Source organism: Marinilactibacillus sp. GCM10026970 (assembly GCF_042660675.1).
Taxonomy (GTDB): Bacteria; Bacillota; Bacilli; order Lactobacillales; family Carnobacteriaceae_A; genus Marinilactibacillus.
In genome coordinates this window covers 1-21,547 of sequence record NZ_JBHSUL010000012.1, presented here as the reverse complement: position 1 = coordinate 21,547, position 21,547 = coordinate 1, and the positions used below count along the sequence as shown (strand labels likewise).

General features: G+C 37.7%; 18 protein-coding genes. 17 read left to right on the top strand and 1 reads right to left on the bottom strand.

Annotated elements, in window-relative coordinates; genetic code table 11:
* The first annotated feature begins 188 nt into the window (after nt 1-188).
* Complete coding sequence (locus ACFP65_RS04415; RefSeq protein ID WP_379916267.1) at nt 189-1,439, top strand: ammonium transporter; 1,251 nt, start codon at nt 189-191, stop codon at nt 1,437-1,439.
* A 64-nt stretch (nt 1,440-1,503) separates the two neighbouring features.
* Here ACFP65_RS04415 and manA read toward each other — a convergent pair whose 3' ends face one another.
* Complete coding sequence (gene manA / locus ACFP65_RS04410) at nt 1,504-2,460, bottom strand: mannose-6-phosphate isomerase, class I (protein WP_379916265.1); 957 nt, start codon at nt 2,458-2,460, stop codon at nt 1,504-1,506.
* A 227-nt stretch (nt 2,461-2,687) separates the two neighbouring features.
* Between manA and ACFP65_RS04405 the strand changes: the two genes are divergently transcribed.
* From ACFP65_RS04405 to ACFP65_RS04330, 16 genes are all read left to right on the top strand, one after another.
* Complete coding sequence (locus tag ACFP65_RS04405; protein WP_379916263.1) at nt 2,688-3,284, top strand: thymidine kinase; 597 nt, start codon at nt 2,688-2,690, stop codon at nt 3,282-3,284.
* 2 nt (nt 3,285-3,286) lie between these two features.
* Nucleotides 3,287-4,366 (top strand): peptide chain release factor 1, encoded by a 1,080-nt coding sequence (gene prfA, locus ACFP65_RS04400; RefSeq protein ID WP_379916461.1) that lies wholly within the window; start codon nt 3,287-3,289, stop codon nt 4,364-4,366.
* Nucleotides 4,353-5,210: a peptide chain release factor N(5)-glutamine methyltransferase gene (gene prmC, locus ACFP65_RS04395; RefSeq protein ID WP_379916261.1), complete on the top strand. Its 858-nt coding sequence runs from the start codon at nt 4,353-4,355 to the stop codon at nt 5,208-5,210. Before prfA ends, prmC begins: the two co-directional genes overlap by 14 nt.
* Before the next feature lie 22 nt (nt 5,211-5,232).
* Nucleotides 5,233-6,246, top strand: coding sequence for an L-threonylcarbamoyladenylate synthase (locus ACFP65_RS04390; RefSeq protein ID WP_379916259.1), 1,014 nt, complete (start codon nt 5,233-5,235; stop codon nt 6,244-6,246).
* 201 nt (nt 6,247-6,447) lie between these two features.
* The gene (upp, locus tag ACFP65_RS04385) at nt 6,448-7,077 is read left to right on the top strand and encodes a uracil phosphoribosyltransferase (RefSeq protein WP_379916257.1); all 630 of its coding nucleotides are present in this window, start codon (nt 6,448-6,450) and stop codon (nt 7,075-7,077) included.
* Nucleotides 7,078-7,211: 134 nt separating this feature from the next.
* Nucleotides 7,212-7,448, top strand: a complete 237-nt coding sequence (locus tag ACFP65_RS04380) for a DUF1146 family protein (RefSeq protein ID WP_379916255.1) — start codon at nt 7,212-7,214, stop codon at nt 7,446-7,448.
* A 320-nt stretch (nt 7,449-7,768) separates the two neighbouring features.
* Entirely contained in the window at nt 7,769-9,073 is a 1,305-nt protein-coding gene (gene murA / locus ACFP65_RS04375; RefSeq protein ID WP_379916253.1) for a UDP-N-acetylglucosamine 1-carboxyvinyltransferase, read from the top strand.
* A 262-nt stretch (nt 9,074-9,335) separates the two neighbouring features.
* Nucleotides 9,336-10,319, top strand: a complete 984-nt coding sequence (mreB, locus tag ACFP65_RS04370; RefSeq protein WP_225743449.1) for a rod shape-determining protein MreB — start codon at nt 9,336-9,338, stop codon at nt 10,317-10,319.
* A 58-nt stretch (nt 10,320-10,377) separates the two neighbouring features.
* Nucleotides 10,378-10,566, top strand: coding sequence for a DNA-directed RNA polymerase subunit beta (locus tag ACFP65_RS04365; RefSeq protein ID WP_379916251.1), 189 nt, complete (start codon nt 10,378-10,380; stop codon nt 10,564-10,566).
* Between the two features lie 135 nt (nt 10,567-10,701).
* Nucleotides 10,702-11,040: a single-stranded DNA-binding protein gene (locus tag ACFP65_RS04360; RefSeq protein WP_379916249.1), complete on the top strand. Its 339-nt coding sequence runs from the start codon at nt 10,702-10,704 to the stop codon at nt 11,038-11,040.
* A gap of 186 nt (nt 11,041-11,226) precedes the next feature.
* Complete coding sequence (locus tag ACFP65_RS04355) at nt 11,227-11,943, top strand: response regulator transcription factor (RefSeq protein WP_379916247.1); 717 nt, start codon at nt 11,227-11,229, stop codon at nt 11,941-11,943.
* Nucleotides 11,943-13,358 (top strand): ATP-binding protein, encoded by a 1,416-nt coding sequence (locus ACFP65_RS04350; protein ID WP_379916245.1) that lies wholly within the window; start codon nt 11,943-11,945, stop codon nt 13,356-13,358. The genes ACFP65_RS04355 and ACFP65_RS04350 overlap by 1 nt, the downstream gene beginning before the upstream one ends.
* 235 nt (nt 13,359-13,593) lie before the next feature.
* Nucleotides 13,594-15,774, top strand: a complete 2,181-nt coding sequence (locus ACFP65_RS04345) for an LTA synthase family protein (protein WP_379916243.1) — start codon at nt 13,594-13,596, stop codon at nt 15,772-15,774.
* Nucleotides 15,775-15,937: 163 nt separating this feature from the next.
* Nucleotides 15,938-17,116, top strand: coding sequence for a class I SAM-dependent rRNA methyltransferase (locus tag ACFP65_RS04340; RefSeq protein WP_379916241.1), 1,179 nt, complete (start codon nt 15,938-15,940; stop codon nt 17,114-17,116).
* Nucleotides 17,117-17,348: 232 nt separating this feature from the next.
* Nucleotides 17,349-18,053 carry an ABC transporter ATP-binding protein gene (locus ACFP65_RS04335; protein ID WP_327757463.1) on the top strand — a complete coding sequence of 235 codons (705 nt, stop codon included), beginning with the start codon at nt 17,349-17,351 and terminating at the stop codon, nt 18,051-18,053.
* A 53-nt stretch (nt 18,054-18,106) separates the two neighbouring features.
* Nucleotides 18,107-21,415: an FtsX-like permease family protein gene (locus tag ACFP65_RS04330; protein ID WP_379916239.1), complete on the top strand. Its 3,309-nt coding sequence runs from the start codon at nt 18,107-18,109 to the stop codon at nt 21,413-21,415.
* The last annotated feature ends 132 nt before the right edge of the window (nt 21,416-21,547 follow it).

Here is a 21,547-nt window from a genome sequence, read left to right as displayed (position 1 = left end):
TTGTTTTTTTTGTATAGACCAATTCGGGTGAAATGATTATTATATAAAGTGGTAAGGGTTATCAAAGTGATATTTTAATGATATATAAGGGGTATACTTAAGATTGAACGAAGACGGTTAAATGCTGTTGATAAATAGACCACTTTAAAAGTATAGTAGTCATAACATATCAAAGGGGGAATCAATACATGTCAGCTACTGATACGATTTGGGTTTTGTTAGGGATTGTGCTCGTGTTTTTTATGCAAGCAGGGTTTGCTATTTTAGAATCAGGATTTACAAGAGCTAAAAACGTAGGCAATATTATTATGAAGAATATCATGGATTTTGTACTGGGGTCTTTACTCTATTGGGTGATTGGTTTTGGAATTATGTTTGGACCAAGTATAGCGGGGGTTATTGGAACACCTGACTTTTTTGTAACAGGAAACTATGATACGAATATACCTGGATACGTAATCTTGATGTTTCAAACAGTCTTTTGCGCAACAGCAGCGACCATTGTTTCTGGAGCGATGGCAGAAAGAACAAAATTTAGTTCATACTTGCTTTATACTATTATTATTTCAGGAATCGTTTATCCCATATCTGGCCACTGGATCTGGGGAGGCGGCTGGTTATCTAGTTTAGGATTTCAAGATTTTGCCGGTTCTACAGCAGTGCATATGGTAGGTGGTGTAACAGCAATTATCGGCGCGAAGATCATTGGGCCGCGAATTGGTAAATTTGATAAACAAGGTCGTGCACAGTCAATACCCGGTCACAATGTGTTATTGGCTGCTTTAGGGGTATTTATCTTATGGTTTGCTTGGTTTGGGTTTAACGGAGCATCTACTTTGGAAGCTTCTGGGGATGAGTCATTGAGTCTGATTGGTCTTATATTGTTAAATACAAATCTATCAGCAGCTTCTGGAACACTCGTTGCGATGATCTTGTCTTGGGTCAAATTCGGGAAGCCAGATGTTAGCTTGACGTTAAATGGTGCACTTGCAGGGTTGGTTGGTATTACAGCCGGTTGTGCCGTCGTTCAACCAGCGGGGGCTTTTGGGATCGGTATTTTGTCTTCTGTTGCGATGATCTATGGTACAGAATTCGTCGAAAACAAATTAAAAATTGATGATCCAGTCGGAGCTTTTGGTGTACATGGAATTGCGGGGGCTCTTGGAACAATTCTAATCGGAGTTTTCTCTACAGACGGGGGATTGCTCTATGGAGGAAATGGTGGACTATTATTGATTCAGTTTATTGGCGTCGCTGCAGTGATAGTATGGGTAGCTGCTACAATGACTATAACGTTCAAAGTCATTGATTCTACAATTGGCTTAAGAGTATCTCCAGCAGAAGAGGAAGCGGGAATGGACGTCAGCGAACACGGACTGGCTAGTAGTTATGCAGATTTCAAAGCAAGCACTACATCCATTTATTCGGAAACACTCTAAAAAATGAGGACCAGGAAGCTAAAGTCTTCCTGGTCCTCATTTACTTTAGATTAAATTCTAGTCATTAAATATTTTCTCCTGGTGTAGAAGCAATAATTTGAAGATGACCTTTAAGTGTCCACTCATTTATACCATGCGGTAAGATGAAATGAGTGCCTTTAGTGAGTGGATAGCTAGTAGAATCGACGATGATGCTCCCTTCACCTTTTAGCACGCTGACAAGAGTGTATAGTCCACTTGCTTTAAGAATCGTTTCTCCGTCAACAACCCATTCTTCTACCTTGAAGAACTCATTATCAACAAAAGTTTTAATCTCAGTATCACCTTGCTTAACTACATTTTGCATAGGTTTAGGATCCACGTGTGGAATCGTTGTGACATCAATAGACTGCTGGATGTGTAAAGGTCGAGTTTGACCAGCCTCATCTTTTCGATCATAGTCATAAACGCGGTAAGTAGTATCACTGGATTGTTGCGTTTCAAGAATCGTAATGCCACCACCGATTGCATGGACAGTTCCACTTGGTACATAAAAGAAATCACCGGGTTTCACCTTCACATAACGTAATAATTGATCCCATTCTCCAGCATGAATCATTTCAGTAAACGCTTCTTTTGTTTTTGCGTGATGGCCGAAAACGATTTCCGCTTGGTCTTCTGCATCAATTACGTACCAGCATTCTGTTTTGCCTAGTTCACCTTCGTGTTTTAATCCGTACGCGTCATCTGGATGGACTTGAACAGATAGTGCAGTCTGAGCATCTAAAATTTTTGTTAAAAGTGGAAAAACATCACCTGGCTGGTGTCCGAACAATTCAGGGTGCTGATCCCAAAGTTCTGTTAACGTCTGACCTTTGTACTCTCCTTGAGAAACAGTCGCAGGTCCATTCTTGTGTGCACTGATCGCCCAAAGTTCTCCAGTATGCTCACTTGGAATATCGTAGCCGAAAAGATCTCGAAGATTTGTACCTCCCCAGATTTTCTCTTGCATAACACCTGTAAAAAATAATGGTTGAATCATAATCAGTCTCCTCGATATTTTGTACGTTTAGTGTACCATAATTCGTTAAATTTGAAATCGTTTTTACAAGCTAGCCTTTGACAATGTGGTTGTCTGGTGACAGATATTCTAGGATTCAGTAGATACAACTCTTGTACTTTCCTTGGGGTTATCATATAATTTATAAGGATTGGCTAGTTTTTGCTTTATAAGAACTGGTTAAGAATAAATTGAAAGTAGGGCAAATCATGGCTCAACTATATTTTAGATATGGTGCAATGAATAGTGGGAAGTCTATCGAAATTTTAAAAGTAGCTTATAATTATGAAGAACAAAATAAAAGAGTTCTTCTATTTACAAGTGCGATTGACGACCGAGATTCTGTTGGATATATCACTAGTCGAATTGGATTGAAGCGTGAGGCGACACCTATCGAAGATCAAACAGATTTGTTTGAAGTCGTCAAACAGCAATCAGAAGGTCTAGCTTGCGTATTGGTTGATGAAGCGCAATTTTTAAAAAAAGAACATGTCTTACAACTCGCATTTATTGTAGATCAGTTAAACATACCGGTTATGACGTTCGGATTAAAAAATGATTTTCGAAACGAATTGTTTGAAGGCTCGAAGTATTTATTGTTATTGGCTGATAAAATAGAAGAAATGAAGACCATTTGCTGGTTTTGTCACAAGAAAGCGATTATGAATATGAGAATGCAGGAAGGTAAACCTGTTTCAACCGGTAGCCAGATTATGGTTGGAGGAAACGAAGCTTATTATCCTGTGTGCCGTAAACATTATTATGAATCGATGGAAAGTAGTCTAGAAAGAGGCGAAGAAAAATGAGTATGTACGACAGACTAGAGCAAGTAGATAATAGATACGACGAATTAAATGAATTACTGAGTGACCCAGAAGTTATTTCAGATACTGATCGATTTTTGAAGCTTAGTCGAGAAGAAGGTGACTTAAGAGAAACCGTCACGTGCTATAGAAAATATAAAGCAGTCGTTGAAGGGATTTCTGAAACAGAAGAAATGCTTGAAGAATCTCTGGATAATGACATGGAAGAAATGGCTAGAGAAGAAAGAACAGAGTTGCTGAAACAAAAAGCAGCTTTAGAAGAAGAATTGAAAATCTTATTGCTTCCTAGAGATGAGAACGACAAGCGAAATATCATCATGGAAATTAGAGGAGCTGCTGGTGGAGATGAAGCACAATTATTTGCTGCGGATCTTCTGGATATGTACCAGCGTTATGCGGAATCACAAAGATGGAAAACAGAAGTGCTGGATGCAAATTCAAATGGGATTGGTGGGTACAAAGAAGTGACCTTACTGATTTCTGGACAGAATGTTTACTCTAAGCTTAAATTTGAGAACGGTGCACATCGAGTACAACGTATCCCTCAAACCGAATCACAAGGTAGAATTCATACCTCAACTGCCACAGTTGTCGTTATGCCGGAAGCTGAAGATGTTGAAATTGATATCGCAGAAAATGATATTCGTGTAGATATTTATCATGCAAGTGGCGCTGGCGGGCAGCACGTTAATAAAACAGCATCAGCCGTTAGATTAACGCATGAGCCTACCGGAGTCGTTGTTGCTATGCAAGATGAGCGTTCGCAACTTAAAAACAGAGAAAAAGCGATGAAAGTTTTAAGATCGCGTATTTATGACAAGATCACTCAAGAAGCACAAGCAGAAGTAGATGCAGAACGTAAAACAGCTGTAGGAACAGGAGACCGTTCTGAAAGAATCCGTACGTATAACTATCCCCAAAGTCGAGTTACGGATCACCGCATCAACTTGACTCTTCAAAAATTGGACCAAATATTAGCGGGTAAAATGGATGAAATTATCGATGCATTGGTTTTCTGGGAACAAGCTCAAAAAATGGAGCAACTTCAAAATGAGTATGAATGATTTATACCATAAAGAAACCATCAGAGAAGTCCTTTCAGGGGCTTCTTCTTTTTTAAAAAAAGCAGAGCTTGAAGGATACGCAGCTGAATGGCTGTTAAAAGAGCGATTTAATTTAACAAAGACAGATTTGGTTAGAATGGGTTCACAAGTCATGCCGGAAAAGATGAAAGAGCAATTTCTAAACGATTTACATCATTATTTAGAGGGAAGACCCGTGCAGCATATTGTCGGTCATGAATGGTTTTACGATAGAAAATTTAAAGTGACAAGCGATACGCTTATTCCTAGACCTGAAACTGAAGAATGGTTTGATCGATATTTGAAGACTTTATCATCCAAGTCATTGGACGTGCTAGATATCGGAACCGGGACAGGCGTATTAGCTATTTCTCACAAACTAGAAAGACCAAAAGACCAAGTCACAGCAGTGGACATCAGCTCAGAAGCATTAGAGATTGCTAAACAAAACGCAGCCTCAATGAAAGCAGAGGTTAGATTTTATTTAAGTGACTTAACGAGAGCTGTAAGAACACATCATTACGATCTAATTCTGTCTAACCCGCCTTATATCTCAACATCTGAACATGGTGAAATGGATCAGTCTGTGTTGGAACATGAGCCTGCACTTGCTTTGTTTGCATCTGAAGATGGACTAGACATTTATAAAAGGTTAGCAAAGGAGTTGCCGTCAATACTGAATCCAGAAGCTAAAGTGATTCTGGAGATTGGTTATCTTCAAGGTCAACGTGTTCAAAATATATTCCAAGATGCGCTACCAAATGCAGAGGTAGAAATCTGGAAAGATATGGCAGGACAAGACAGAGTCGTCTATATTGCTATATAAAAGAAAAGAGAGGAGTAATGGAGTGGAAACGATATGGATAAAAGAAGAGGAGCTAGAAAAAGCTACGCAGTTGCTGCTAGAAGGTGAAGTAGTCACGTTTCCAACCGAAACAGTATATGGACTCGGTGCAGATGCAACCAATGAAGAGGCCGTCAAGAAAATATATAAAGCTAAAGGAAGACCGGCAGACAATCCTTTAATCATTCATGTATCTAGTATTGAGCAAGCATATGAGTACGCAGAAGAAATTCCCAAAGCCGCTCAAAAAATCATGGAAGCTTTTTGGCCTGGACCCTGTACAATCGTTCTGAAGAAAAAAGGACCAATAGCACAAACCGTTACAGCTGGGCTAGGGACTGTTGGTATTCGAATGCCAAATCATCCGATTGCATTGCAGTTGATTAAAGATACCGGTAAACCACTAGCTGCGCCTAGTGCAAACTCCTCTGGAAAACCAAGCCCTACTTCTGCACAACACGTTTACCGTGATCTGAATGGTAAGATAGCGGGTATTGTAGAAGGTGGAGAAACAGGGGTTGGACTTGAATCTACCGTTTTAGACCTTTCCAATCCGAAATCTCCGACGATTTTAAGACCGGGGGGTATCTCAAGAAACGAAATTGAAGCTATTATTGGTCCAGTAAAATTTAATACCGGGCTAACCAATCAATCTGATACACCAGTGGCTCCTGGGATGAAGTATACTCATTACTCGCCGACCGAACCTGTGATAATCATTTCCGAAAAAGGTATTGGATGGGAAAAAGCTATAAAAAAATATCAGCTTGATGGGGAAGTTGTTGGTATACTGGCATCTCAAGAAACCATTAAACAATTTGGGACAAAAGAAACAGTTTCCTTTTCATTAGGAGAAAAATCAGATGTCGTATTAGCGTCTAAACGATTGTTTAAAGGATTACGCTTCTTTGAAGAAACGGAAGCGACAGTTATACTAGCTGAACCTTTCAATAAGTCAGGAATTGGTGAGGCTTATATGAATCGACTCGAAAAGGCTGCTGCCTACTCAGTTATTTAAGACTAGTACTAATAGAAATAAGAAGTTCTCTTTAAGCATTTACTGTGAGTGTAACCGTTACGGCTGGAATACTAGATGACAAATTGATTTGAATTGATAAATATAATGGAAAAATGTTCGGCCTTTATGTACAATGATTAGAGGTTATCACACAAGTGAATTTGAAAAGAAATATAATTTAATCATAAAGGAGCAATTTCAATGGGGAAACTTCAAGTTATCAATCATCCACTGATTCAACACAAGCTGACAATTATCAGAGACAAACGCACAGGTACAAAATATTTTAGAGAAGTTGTAAATGAAATTGCAAGGCTCTTAGCCTATGAAGTTTCTCGTGAAATGCCACTAGAAGATGTAGAAATTGAAACACCATTAGTAACATCAACACAAAAACAACTATCTGGTAAAAAAGTCGTAATCGTTCCAATCCTTCGAGCAGGACTAGGAATGGTCGATGGTATGCTAGATCTTATTCCAGCTGCTAAAGTTGGACATGTGGGAATGTACCGTGACCACGAAACAATGGAACCAGTAGAGTATTTCGTGAAATTGCCTTCTGACTTACCTGATCGTCAATTGCTAGTTGTTGATCCTATGCTTGCAACAGGCGGGTCAGCTGTTGCTGCAATTGATGCACTGAAAAAAAGAGGCGCTACAAATATTAAATTTGTATGTCTAGTAGCCGCACCAGAAGGGGTAAAAGTTTTGCAAGACGCTCACCCTGATGTTGACATCTATACAGCTTCACAAGATGAAAAGTTAGATGAGAAAGGTTACATCTTACCTGGTCTTGGTGATGCAGGAGACAGACTGTTCGGAACATTATAATTAAGACGAAAAAACCTTCAATCCTATATGTGGATTGGAGGTTTCTCGTTTATAATAAGATAAAACAGAACCTATAAGCAGAATAAGTGAAATCGTCTCAACAGGTATGATAGACTAACTTCGAAAGGAATCAAATGATGACTTATATTGGATTGCAATCTCTCGTTACATTAATTTCGCATACTGTTTTTGTACTACTAGCATTTTGGGCGCTACAGGGACTGAAAACAGACTATTGGATCAAAAAATATCATGTTCGACAAGCGAGAATTTTATATGTTCTGATTTCGATAGCACTTGGGTATACCGTAAGTAGCTTTTTTATCGAATTCGTACTTTCATCTCAGAATCTTGTCCAACTATTCAACTAATCCTTAAAACAGAACTGTAGATCATGGAAACGTTTCAATTAATTGTTCACACAAAAGTCATATACAGCGCGGATGAAACAGTTTCTTAACAGGGTGCTTTCTGATATAATATAACAGATTATTGTGATTTGTAATAACTGCAATAGTCTTATCTCATCAATCCTGTTTTTAATTTGTTTTGTTACATTAAATAAACAAAAATGCAAGGAACCATCATGAGAATGGGTTCCAAAATAAATTTTAATTTTAACTAACCTGTCGATATAATCGTATACCGAAGTAGAATGATCTTGGAAGAGTATCACCTTGGAGGGCAAAGCATGGAAAAAATCGTTGTAAGTGGCGGACGTAAATTATCAGGTACCGTCGAATTAGAAGGCGCAAAAAATGCTGCATTACCTATTTTAGCAGCAACTATATTAGCAGAAAACGGCATGAATACACTATCTAATGTGCCATTATTATCAGATATCTATACAATGGAAGCTGTTTTAAAATACTTGAACGTTGAAGTTACATTTGACGAAGAAAATAAGCAGATGACTTTTGACGCTACAAAAGAATTAAACGATGAAACACCATTTGACTTTATGAGCAAAATGCGTGCATCTATTGTTGTTATGGGACCATTATTAGCTAGAACAGGCTACGCAAAAGTAGCATTACCAGGTGGCTGCGCGATTGGTACCCGTCCAATAGATTTACATTTAAAAGGGTTCGAAGCAATGGGAGTAGAGGTACATATCAAGAAAGGGTACATTGAAGCTTCAGCAGAGAAGCTTAAAGGTGCTCATATTTATCTAGACTTCCCTAGTGTTGGTGCAACTCAAAACATTATGATGGCAGCTACACTAGCTGAAGGAACAACCGTAATTGAAAACGTTGCAAGAGAACCAGAAATTGTAGATTTGGCTAATTTCTTGAATCGTATGGGTGCTAAAGTTATCGGCGCTGGAACAGAAACGATTCGTATTGAAGGAGTAGAGAAACTTACTGGAACGAATCATATGATCATTCCTGACCGTATAGAAAGTGGAACGTTCATGGTGGCTGCAGCAATCACTCAAGGAAATATTTTAATTAAAGATGCTGTATCTGAACACAATAAACCTTTAATTTCTAAACTCAAAGAAATGGGTGTAATCTTTGAAGAAGAACAACAAGGATTGCGTGTTATCGGACCGGAAAAATTAATGGCGACAGACGTTAAAACAATGCCTCATCCAGGTTTTCCTACGGATATGCAAGCTCAAATGACGATTGCTCAGCTACAGGCTGAAGGTACGAGCGTTATGAGAGAAACCGTATTTGAAAATCGCTTCATGCACATGGAAGAGCTTCGTCGTATGAATGCTGAATTCAAAATTGATGGACAAAGTCTTGTTATCGTTGGTGGAAAAGCGCTACAAGGAGCTGAAGTTGCATCAAGTGACTTACGAGCATCAGCAGCCTTAATTCTAGCGGGTCTAGTCTCAGCTGGTTACACACAAGTAACGAACTTGAATCACTTGGACCGTGGATATTACAATTTCCACAAGAAACTCATTGGTCTAGGGGCAGACGTCGAAAGAATCAATGCAGACGAATCTGTGATTAAATCAAAAGACACAGTCGTTTCAGAATAATTCGAATAGGTTAAAGATTCGCAATGAGCTGGACCGAATAGGTAAACTACCTTTATCTACTCGGTTCAGCTTTTTTTGTACATAACAGATGAATATTGATGGGAGCTTTTTTTAATCTTGCTCTTTTTTACAATCTTGAGTATGATAGAAAGAGTGAGAAATTCTTAAATATCAAATAAAAAAATTTTAAATGAGAAAAGATATACGATATGACTTTTTACCTTTTAACGATAAGTGTAAAAAGCTTGAGAGGAGAACAATCATGGCAAGAGATATTGGAATTGATTTAGGAACTGCGAATGTATTAGTACATGTCAAAGGTAAAGGTATCGTATTAAATGAGCCTTCTGTTGTAGCGCTTGATACAAAAACAAAAGAAGTACTGGCAGTAGGTGAAGAAGCGTATTTAATGGTCGGTAGAACTCCGGGAAATATTCAAGCAATCAGACCCCTACAAGGCGGTGTCATTGCAGACTTTGATATTACAGAAGCGATGCTAACGTACTTTATAAATAAATTAAATGTAAAAGGCTTTTTGTCTAAACCAAATATTTTAATTTGCTGTCCGACTAATATTACAGCTATTGAGCAGAAAGCGATCATTGAAGTTGCTGAAAAAAGTGGTGGCAAAAACGTTTATCTGGAAGAAGAGCCAAAGGTAGCAGCTATTGGAGCAGGAATGGACATTTTTCAACCGAGTGGAAACATGGTTATTGATATCGGTGGTGGAACAAGTGATATTGCTGTTTTGTCTATGGGCGGTATCGTAACTAGTCGTTCTGTGAAAGTGGCTGGAGATACATTGGACAACGATATTATTGTTTATATCAAGAAAAAGCACAATCTGTTAATTGGTGTTCGAACAGCTGAAGCCGTTAAAAAGGAAATAGGTGTCATATTTGATCATGGACGTAATGATTCGATGGACGTAAGAGGTAGAGATGTTGTTTCAGGTCTTCCGCGTACGATTTCGATTACTTCACTTGAAGTGATGGAAGCAACTCGAGAATCCATGGTGGTAGTAGTGGAGCAAGCTAAAGAAGTTTTAGAAAAAACGCCACCAGAATTATCTGCTGACATTATTGATCGCGGAGTCATTCTTACAGGTGGAGGCGCATTGATAGATGGGATTGATCTATTGTTTGCAGAGGAACTGAAAGTTCCTGTATTCAAGGCAGAAAATCCTTTAGATTCAGTAGCGTTAGGAACTGGAATTTTACTAGAAAGTTTAAAAAAACGTAAATAAGCCACTGCACGATGACTCACGTAGAAGATAAAATAAACTGGTTTAGAGGTGTAATTATATGACATGGCAATCTGTTTTGAAGAAAACTGGCCTATATTTACTAAAAATCATTATCGTACTTATATTGATCACGGCAGCGTTCATTGGAGGCGTTATGATCGGATATGGTGTCATTGGGGACGGAAACAGTTCGATGGATGTTTTCGAACCGGAACTTTGGCAGCATATTTTGGAGTTTATTTTATAATCACAACTCGAAAGCAGTTTAAAAACAAGCAGATACTTTCTGCTTGTTTTTTTCGTCATTTTTCTAGTTAAGTGAACAGTAATTAAAGAGAGTAGATAAGATGACTCACAAATTACTGTTACAGGAGGAAAAGGGATGAATCAGGTATCATTTGTAGGAAGAATTGTTCGAGATATAGAACTGAGAGATGTAGGGGAAGGTAAAATCGTGATGAATAATGTTATTGCTGTTCAAAGACATTACAAATCAGAAGGGAATACAGAAGCAGATTTTATACCTGTAGTCGCCTGGGGCAAGCGTGCAGAGTTGATTGAAGAATACTGCAATAAAGGAGATTTAATCGGTTTGAATGGTAAAATGCAATCTAGAAGTTATCAAAATTCAGACAAGGAAACGGTTTATGTAGTCGAACTACTAGTTAATGACGTACAATTTCTACAACCTAAAAAACAAGAAAGTACACTCGTAATATAATCGGTTCAAAAGCTCGCCACTGGCGAGCTTTTTTTTACTGAAAATAAGCAATAATTAATTCGAATTATTTTCACTATTTTATCTAATTTAAAAGAAGAAATATTTAGATTCGCGTTAAATTTTCAAATATTCAATGTATAATGTAGAATAAACCCTAGGAAAACCTTAAGTGAAAGAGGGATATACATGAATATTTTAATGATTGAAGATAATGAATCTGTTTGTGAAATGATTGAAATGTTTTTTTTGAAAGAAGAATGGGAAGCAACGTTTATTCATAATGGAAAACAAGGTCTCGAAACCTATATGGATAACCAAGAAAAGTTTGACCTAATTGTTTTAGATATTATGCTACCAGAAATGGATGGCATGATGATCTGTAAAGAGATCAGAAAACATTCTACTCGTATACCGATTATTATGTTGACGGCTAAGGATACGGAGAGTGATGAAGTCATCGGTCTAGAAATCGGTGCTGACGATTATGTCACCAAACCTTTTAGTCCATTGACATTGGTTGCTCGAATCAAATCACTTAAAAGGAGAGCAGACCAGACAGATAATCCGGAAAAAGGAGTCCAAGAAGAATATGAAGTTGAAACAGAACACTTGAAATTAGATAGAAATACCAGAGAAGTTGTGCTTTACGATAAAGTGCTGGAAGGTTTAACACCTAAAGAATTTGATTTACTTTATACCTTAGCGAATAGTCCTAGAAGAGTCTTCTCAAGAGAACAACTTTTACAAATTGTCTGGGACTACGAGTATTTTGGAGATGAAAGAACCGTTGATGCACATATTAAAAAGTTGAGACAAAAGTTAGTACAAAATGGACCACAAGTTATTCATACTGTCTGGGGTGTTGGATATAAATTTGATGATACAGGAGCAGTAGAAACCTAATGAAATTTCCTTATTTTTATCAGTTGATGCTAGGGTTCCTTTCAGTCATTATAATGATACTAATGATTTCTGTTTTTTCTATTGTATTGTTTGCACGCAACACTGCAATAAAAGGAACGGAAAATAGGTTGTTTGCCTATGCTGAATCGATTGTCGACGTTAATTTGAGTTCAGATGAGTTGTCGAATTTTCAGTCACTATTAGGAAACCAGGGCGTCACATTTTTTGTTTTTGATAATGATGGACATCTGATTTTTCCAGACTTACCAGATAATATCGAAACCAGAGTAGTACCAGATGAAGAAGATCGTTTGAAAAGCGGAGAAAGAGTTTCTTTAACCACCGAACAAGCCGATCTTTACGGAAATCCTAGAGAAACAGCCTATGTTTATTTACCTTATTTCAACAAAAGCACAAGTGAGTACTCAGGTTTTGTAGCTGTGAGTGCTCCGGTTAGTCAGATTGAGCGACAAATGAGTGAACTGAAAAGGAATTTGTTTAATGCTTTTCTGATTTCAACTGTTATTGCTATTATAATGAGTTTCATATTTGCAAGGTATCAGGTTAAAAGAGTCAATAGACTAAGGCAAGCTGCTCATATGGTGGCAGAAGGTGACTATGATGTCAGGCTTAGTCATAAAGACAGAGATGAGATCGATAACTTATCTCAGGACTTCAATAAAATGATTCAAGCTCTCGATATGTCTCGTCAAGAAGTTGCGCGGCAAGAAGACAGGCGGAAAACGTTCATGCAAGATGCAGCGCATGAAATGCGCACACCGTTGACTACAATTAACGGACTTCTTGAAGGTTTAGAATATGATGTTATTCCGGAATCGCAACGATTAAGAAGTATCAAGTTGATGAGAAAAGAAACAAAACGACTCATTAGACTAGTAAATGAGAATTTGGATTATGAAAATATTCGTTCTAATCGAATTATGCTGAATAAACATGCGCTGCCATTGAACGAGATTTTTGAGGAAATTCAGGAACAGATGAAATCTCTTGCTGAAAGTTCAAATAACACACTACAATTGAGTGTTGAAGAGCCGATAACCGTTTATGCTGACTATGATCGATTCAAACAGATATTAGTAAACTTAATAAAGAACGCCATTCAATTTACTAAGAATGGTTTGATTACTGTCACGGGTATCAAAACTCAACAAGGTACACAGATTAAAATTCAAGATAGTGGAATTGGTATGACAGAAGATCAGCTGAAAAATATATGGGATCGATACTATAAGGCTGATATTTCTAGAACCAATACAAAATTTGGAGAATCTGGTCTAGGCTTATCCATCGTGCAGCAGCTAGTGGCTCTTCATGATGCTTCCATTAGTGTGGATAGCACACCTGAAAAAGGGACGATTTTTACAGTGGACTTTCCAAACCCAGAAAAAAATTAAATCTTAAATAACCCTTAAGACCTTTCACACTTAAGTATGATTCGCTAAGTGTGAAAGGTCTTTTTTTCTTCTATAGTAGACTTTTCTTTACAATATCTTATTGTAAAACCTAAAGAAGGAGTCATTTGCCTTCTATGTAAATTTAATGTAAAATGTCGTAAGTGATAGATCGGATTTAAATCCAATATAGAGTGATTTAAAAAATAGATTCACAGAAAGTATAGGAGGCATCTTCATGTCTAAGATAAAAAATAGTTTAAATACAAGGATCGGTTTTTTTGGTCTAGCAAGTGTTCTTTTTTGGTTAAAAACATACTTGGCGTATACCTTTGAATTCAATTTAGGTGTTTCAGGAGCCATACAAGAATTTATATTGCTGATTAATCCAATCGCGGTAACGGTTATCCTTTTCTCAATAGCGCTTTATTTTAAAAAGCCAAAAAGATCTTATATTGCATTGTTTAGTATTATGACAATTGCTTCAATGATTCTTTATTTTAATATTATGTTTTATAGAGAGTTTTCAGATTTTCTAACAATGAACATATTATTAGGTTCTAATAATGTTTCAGGAGCTGTATTCACCTCAACAATTGCTATGATGAGACCTTGGGATTTATTGTATTGGATGGATATCATCATACTACTTGGTATTATTCTTTATAAGAAAAAGACCAATATAACAATGGACGTACGACCATTCAAGAAACGCTACGCAATTGCGACAACGGTTTTAGGGTTTGCACTTTTTGCAGGGAATTTGGCATTAGCTGAGAGTAACCGACCTCAATTACTTGTGCGTACTTTTGACCGTAACTACATTGTGAAATATCTAGGTCTGAACTTCTTTACAGCTTACGATGCATTCCAAACGGCACAGAATAACCATGTTCGAGCAAGCGCCGATGAGTCAAATTTAGTAGATATTATGGAATTTGCAAAAGAAAATAATGCTGCACCCAATGTAGAATATTTTGGTAAAGCTGAAGGTCGTAATGTTTTCGTTATTGCGATGGAAAGTGTGCAACAATTTGTGATCGATTATGATCTAGAAGATGAAAATGGCGAAATGCATGAAGTTATGCCTTTCGTGAATAGTCTATATCATGACGATTCGTCTTATAGCTTCTCAAACTTTTATCACCAAGTTGGACAAGGTAAGTCATCTGACGCGGAGATACTAGGAGAAAACTCGTTATATGGATTACCACAAGGAAGTGCGTTCCAAACTTTAGGAACAACAAACACATTCCATGCAGCACCAAACATATTGAAGCAAGAAGCTGGATATACTTCAGCGGCATTCCATGGTAATGTGGGATCTTTCTGGAATCGTAACGATACGTATCAACAATTTGGTTATGATTATTTCTTTGATTCTGCCTATTATGATGTATCGGGAGACCGCTCGCTTGAATACGGCCTTAAAGATAAGCTGTTTTTCCAAGAGTCTGCACAATATATCGAGCAATTACCACAACCATTTTACAGCAAGTTTATCACTGTAACGAATCATTTCCCTTACCCGTTGGATGAGCAAAATTCTGGATTCCCAACAGCTCAAACGGGAGATGAAACAATCAATCAATATTTTGCTACAGCAAACTATACTGACCAAGCGATTGAAGAGTTCTTTAACTATTTGAAAGAAGCTGGAATGTATGAAAATTCAGTATTTGTACTCTACGGAGACCACTATGGTATTTCCAATATGAGAAATCCTCATCTTGCTGATCTTCTAGGAGAAGACCAAGATGAATGGGGAGACTTCCAGAATGCAGAAATGCAAAAGGTTCCATTAATTATTCATGCACCAGGTGTGGATAATGGAGAAATCATCGACAAGTACAGCGGCCAAGTAGATATGCTACCAACGTTGATGCACTTGTTGGGCATTCAAACAGATGACTATATCTTTATGGGACAAGATATTTTATCTGAAGAACATAACAATACAGTACCATTCCGAAACGGAAATGTTATGACTCCAGAATACTCATTTATAGGTCAAAAAATCTATGATTCTCAAACTGGAGAAGAAGTCCAAGGAGAGTTGTCTGAAGAAGAACTTGCTGAACTGAATGAAATACGTGAAAATGCAAGACAGGAATTGTCTTACTCAGATGATTTGATGATGATGGACTTGTTACGCTTTTACACTCCTGATTCATTCAGCGATGTTGAGAAAAATGACTATGTTTATTCAAATCAGTTAAGCATATTCGAAAATGATCCGCTGAGAAGTACAAGTCTAATCGAAACAAATGGTGGAGAGTCTACGGTCGACTTATATAAAACAGACGCACCTGAGTTACAAAACGATATGGACACGGAGCAAGAAGAACAGCCAGCGGACTCTATTGATCAAAACAATGAAGAACCTGTAATGCCAGAACAAGCACAAGACGAAGAATAATTGAATAGTGAAAAAGGTGGATGTCATATAAATATCTGGCATTCACCTTTTTGTATGGTAGAATAAGGTTTCCGGATGCAATATAGAACGTATAAGCATCCAAAATTAACTACAAAATTAATCTAAATTAAAAAGAATCACTCGAAAATAAAGGGGTAATAAATTGAGAAAATTACAAGTTAAAGCATTAGCAGCGAATCGATTGCGCAACGGCTATCAAGCTTTGGAAGAATATGATTTTAAAAACCTAGGTGATTATACTGAAGGTGAAGCTGTTGAGATCGTTGATGAGAAAAATAAATTTATCGGTAAAGGCTATTTAGGTAAAGAAAATCGTACTATTGGCTGGATCTTGACTACGGATAAAGAAGAAACTATTGATTCTGTCTTCTACGATCGTCAATTTAGAATTGCTCATAAGGCTCGTTCTGCTTTCTATGCAGATGGCTCAACAACTGCTTTCCGTTTATTCAATGCAGATGGTGATGGTATCGGTGGAATAACAGTCGATTACTATGATGGCTTCTATATCTTTTCTTGGTTCAACAAAGGAATTTATACACATAAAGAAGAAATCTATCAAGCTTTCAAAGTAGCAGTTCCTGATTTCAAAGGAATCGTTGAAAAAGTCCGCTTTAGCGATGCTACTTTAGATTCCAAGCATGTGGACGGAGAAGTGCCGCCAGAACCATTGATTATCAAAGAAAACGGTATTCAGTATGCGACTTACATCAATGAAGGCTGGATGACAGGGATATTCCTTGATCAGAGAAATGTCAGAGGGAAATTGATGGAAGACTGGGGCACCGGGAAAACGATTTTAAATACGTTTAGTTACACTGGAGCATTTTCAGTAGCAGCAGCTATGGGTGGCGCAGTAAAAACAGTTAACATCGATGCTGCGAACAGAAGTAAAGCAAAGACAATTGAACAATTCGAGCTGAACGGTTTAAATCCAGATGATCATGAAATCCGAGTGATCGATGTTTTTGATTATTTAGATTATGCTAGAAAACATGATTCGAAATTTGATATAATCATCCTGGATCCACCAACTTTTGCTCGTACTAAAAAGCGTACGTTTACAGTCGAAAAAGATTATGTTGGATTAATTGAAGATGCTCTTGAAGTGTTAGCAGATAAAGGTATGTTAATCGCTTCATCCAATACTTGGAAGCTAACTCGTGATGATTTCTATGAAATGGTAAACGAAGCGTTTGACAATAAAAATGTTGATGCTTATCTACTCGATGAATACAAATTGCCAGAAGATTTTAAAATTAATGAACAGTATCCTGAAAGTGATTATCTTAAAGTGATGGTCTTAGAAAAAACAAACTAATCAGGATATGAAAAGGTCAGTGGAGTGAAAATGACTCTGCTGATCTTTTTTGTTTTCTGACTTTTAAATGTTTGTCGCCATTTTTAAAAGGGTAAATAGTTAAAACAAAGTGCCAATAATCATAAAATCATGACTATTTTGTGAAGAATATGTAATGAAAGGCAAACAAAACCCATAGATTACATTGCCTATGCTAATATAGAGTAAGAGAATTTAAGAGAGGAACTACAGAATGACAGCTTATATAACAGTAAAAGATGAATACAAACGATACAGTTCAGGAGAAACAACCGTTGTTGCGAACGATGGGATTACTTTTGATATAGAAAAAAATGAATTCGCCGTTATTGTAGGCCCTAGTGGAGCAGGTAAAACAACTGTACTGAATATACTGGGTGGAATGGACTTTGCTGACGAAGGTGACGTGATTATAGACGGCACGAATATTGTAGGGTTCAGTGAGAAACAACTGACTAAGTATCGCCGAGATGATGTGGGTTTTGTGTTTCAAAACTATAATCTGATTCCAAACTTGACCGCAAAAGAAAATGTGGAACTTGCGGCAGAAATCTCACCAGATGCATTGGATGCTGCGGAAGTATTAAAAAGTGTTGGATTAGGACACCGAATGGATAATTTTCCGGCACAATTATCAGGTGGGGAACAGCAAAGGGTAGCGATTGCAAGAGCGTTAGCTAAACAACCTAAACTTCTTCTTTGTGATGAGCCAACTGGCGCTTTAGATTATGAAACTGGGAAAAAAGTTTTAGAGATATTGAACAAATCAAAAGAAGAATATAACGCAACGGTTGTTGTTATTACGCATAACCGGGCAATCTCACCAATGGCTGATCGAGTCATTGATATTAATAATGCAAAAGTAAGAAGTATGACGGTTAATGAAAATCCGACACCTGTTCAGGATATCGAATGGTAAAATACACCTAAGAGTCTATAAGCAAACGAATCTAAATTAAAAGAGGAATAGTAGTGAAAAAAACAGCTTTATGGAAAGATACGTTTAGAGAAATATGGAAAACTAAAACACGTTTTCTATCTATTTTTGCCATAATCTTACTGGGTGTAGCCTTTTTCGCGGGAATCAGTGCAACAGGTCCAGTTATGATCCAAACGGCAGATGATTATTATCAGGAACATGATTTAATGGATTTTCAAATCCTATCTACTTATGGTCTGAATGATGACGACAAAACTCTTTTAGAATCGGTAGAAGGCAGTACAGTTGAAACCCTGTATTCCACCGATGTTGTCATGAACCAAACTGGGATGACGTCTAAAATATATGGATACAATCCAGAAGATCAAAAAGAAATCAATGATTTTACAATACTAGAAGGCCGCCTTCCAGAAAAGTCTGGTGAAATTGCGCTCGATTCTACTTCAACTTATCAGAAAACGTATGCTATCGGCGATGTGATCAAACTCGAGTCTGGCACAGATGATGCTTATGAAGATACGTTTAAACAACTTGAATTTGAAGTTGTTGGATTTGTGAAAAGTCCGCTTTATGTAGAAAGTGATACACGTGGGAACACACAAGCTGGTTCTGGAACATTGGATGGATTTTCCATTATTTTGGAAGAAGATTTTGATGTTGAATATTATACAGAGACATTTATTCGTTTTGACGAATCGTCTCAATATGAAGCCTATAGTGATGATTATGATGCATTTATTACCGAGAAAACAGCTGAACTCGAAACCTTAGTTGAAAATCGACCTCAAGAAAGACTGGCTGAAATAAGAGCAGAAGGTCAAGAAGAAATCAATGATGGATATGAGGAAATAGAGTCAGCAGAAAACGAACTGGAAGATGCTCGAAGTGAATTACAAGATGCTCGAAGTGAACTTGATGAAGGTTGGGCAGCCTATGAAGATGGTCTTGCTGAACTGGAGCAAGAAGAGGCGAATGCCCGTGCTGAGATTGAATCGCAAAGAGCAGAAATTGAACAAGGCGAGGCTCAGATTCAAAGTGCTCGTACAGAACTTCAGAATGCACAAGCAGATATTGATGCAGGTAGAGCTCGACTTGAAGAGGAACGTCAATCATCCGAAGCTCAGTTAGCTTCTTCAGAACAAGAAATTGCAAATGGTAGGCAGCAAATCGAAGCTGCGCGTCAAGAACTTGATGCTGCTGAACAACAGCTTCAGGCAAGTGCTGGTCAGTTACCAGAAGAACAACTAGCTATAGCGCAACAAGAGTTGGAGAATAATAGAGCACAAATAGCTGCTCAAGAACAAGAACTTGAACAAGGTGAACAAGCAGTTGCGCAAGGTCGTCAGCAATTACAGGACGCAGCAGCTGAACTTGATCAAGCACAGCAGCAAGTTACAAACGGTTTAGCAGAACTTGAAAGCCAAGCAGCAGAAGTTGCATCTGGAACGCAGCAGCTAGATGAAGCAGAAGCTACTTTGGAATCAGAACTTGCGAATGGTCGAGCAGAGCTTGAAGATGCGCGTGTAGAATTAGAAGATGGAGAGGCTGAGTATCAAGAAGGCCTTGAAACCTTTGAAAATGAGCGTGAAGATGCAGAAATAGAAATAGCAGATGCTCGAGCAGAATTAGAAGAAGCACAAGATGATCTTGATAATTTAAATGATCCGGAGTATCTAATTAATGATCGCTCTTATTTCGCAGGGTACTCTGAGTACGGTGAAAATGCAGAAAGAATCGGAGCAATTGCTCAGATATTCCCTGTCTTCTTCTTCCTATTAGCGGCACTGATTTCTTTAACAACGATGACACGTATGGTCGATGAAGGTAGAAGTCAGATCGGGACAATGAAAGCATTGGGATACAAAAATTCAGATATATCTCTAAAATATTTTGTTTATGCTTTCCTAGCTACGATATTAGGTGCATTAATTGGATTAGGTATTGGCTACTGGATATTCCCGTCAGTCATTATGGATGCTTACGGGTCAATTTACAATCTACCTGATATCGGTGTACAGTTCTATTGGAGCTATTCTATTATTTCAATCTTGGCATCCCTTTGTGCAACAGGATTGGCAACCTTAGTTTCCGTAAGAATTTCTTTGAAAAGCAATGCCTCCGACTTGCTGAGACCAAAAGCGCCTAAAAAAGGAAAAAGAATTTTGATTGAAAGAATCCCTTTTTTGTGGAATAGATTTAGCTTTACTCAAAAAGTTGCTTCAAGAAATCTATTCAGGTATAAAGGTCGTATGTTGATGACCATCATAGGAGTGGCTGGGTGTACAGCGCTCTTGCTTACAGGTTTTGGTTTATCAGACTCCATTGCAAATATTGGTGGTATCCAATATGGAGAAATCAACTTATACCAAGCCATTGTATCTGAAAATTCAGAAGCTGAACAAAGTGATTTAGAAAATTACGACAGCACACTTAATGGAATGAGTGAGATTGACGAAAATCTTAGAGTTGAACAAAATACCTTTACTGCTGAAGCAGAAGGCAACCGTCAAGATATCAACTTATTTGTTCCGGAAGATACAGAGAAGCTAAAAGATTTCGTAGTCCTAAAAGACAAGCAGGATCCAGAAAACATTTATGATCTGCCTGACGAAGGGGCAATCATTACAGAAAAACTAGCAGATCTTTTAGATATTTCTGTAGGAGATAGGATTCAAATTAATGGAAATGACCAAGAAGTATACGATGTTGAAGTGAAAGGGACCGTGGAACATTACTTCCAGCATTTCGTCTATCTTTCTCCAGAAGCGTTTGAAGTAGCGACAGGAGAAGAACCTGTCTATAATACTCGTCTATTGAAATACGATACGGACGAAGTAGAAGACACAGATGTTGGGCAATTACTGAATGCAGAAGAAGCCGTACAGGGCGTAACCTTTGTCTCTGTGGTCTACGACAGTATGCAAGGGTCGCTAGATAGTCTGGATGTTGTGACGCTCGTCATTATTATTTCAGCAGCGACACTGGCTTTTATTGTTCTATATAACTTAACGAACATTAATGTATCAGAAAGAGAACGTGAATTATCAACGATTAAAGTACTTGGTTTTTATGACAAGGAAGTGACCATGTACGTCTATAGAGAAAATCTTGTACTGACGTTGATGGGTATTATTTTCGGATTGGGGCTAGGCATTATTATGCATCGATTCGTCATCAATACAGCCGAAGTAGATATGATGCGCTTCAGTCGTCACATCAACTTTACTAGTTATCTATATTCAGGTTTATTGACATTCTTGTTCTCAGGGCTTGTCATGATCTTGATGCATTTCAAGTTGAAGTATATTGATATGATAGAAGCACTTAAAGCACAAGAATAATCAAAAGAGATAGATGCCCAAAATTTGGAGGTTCTATAATATCTAGTGTTGGTGAGAATTCGCCAGCACTATTTTTATGTAAAATGAAACAAGCGAGATTCTCTGATAGACTAAAGTTACCACACCAAATCT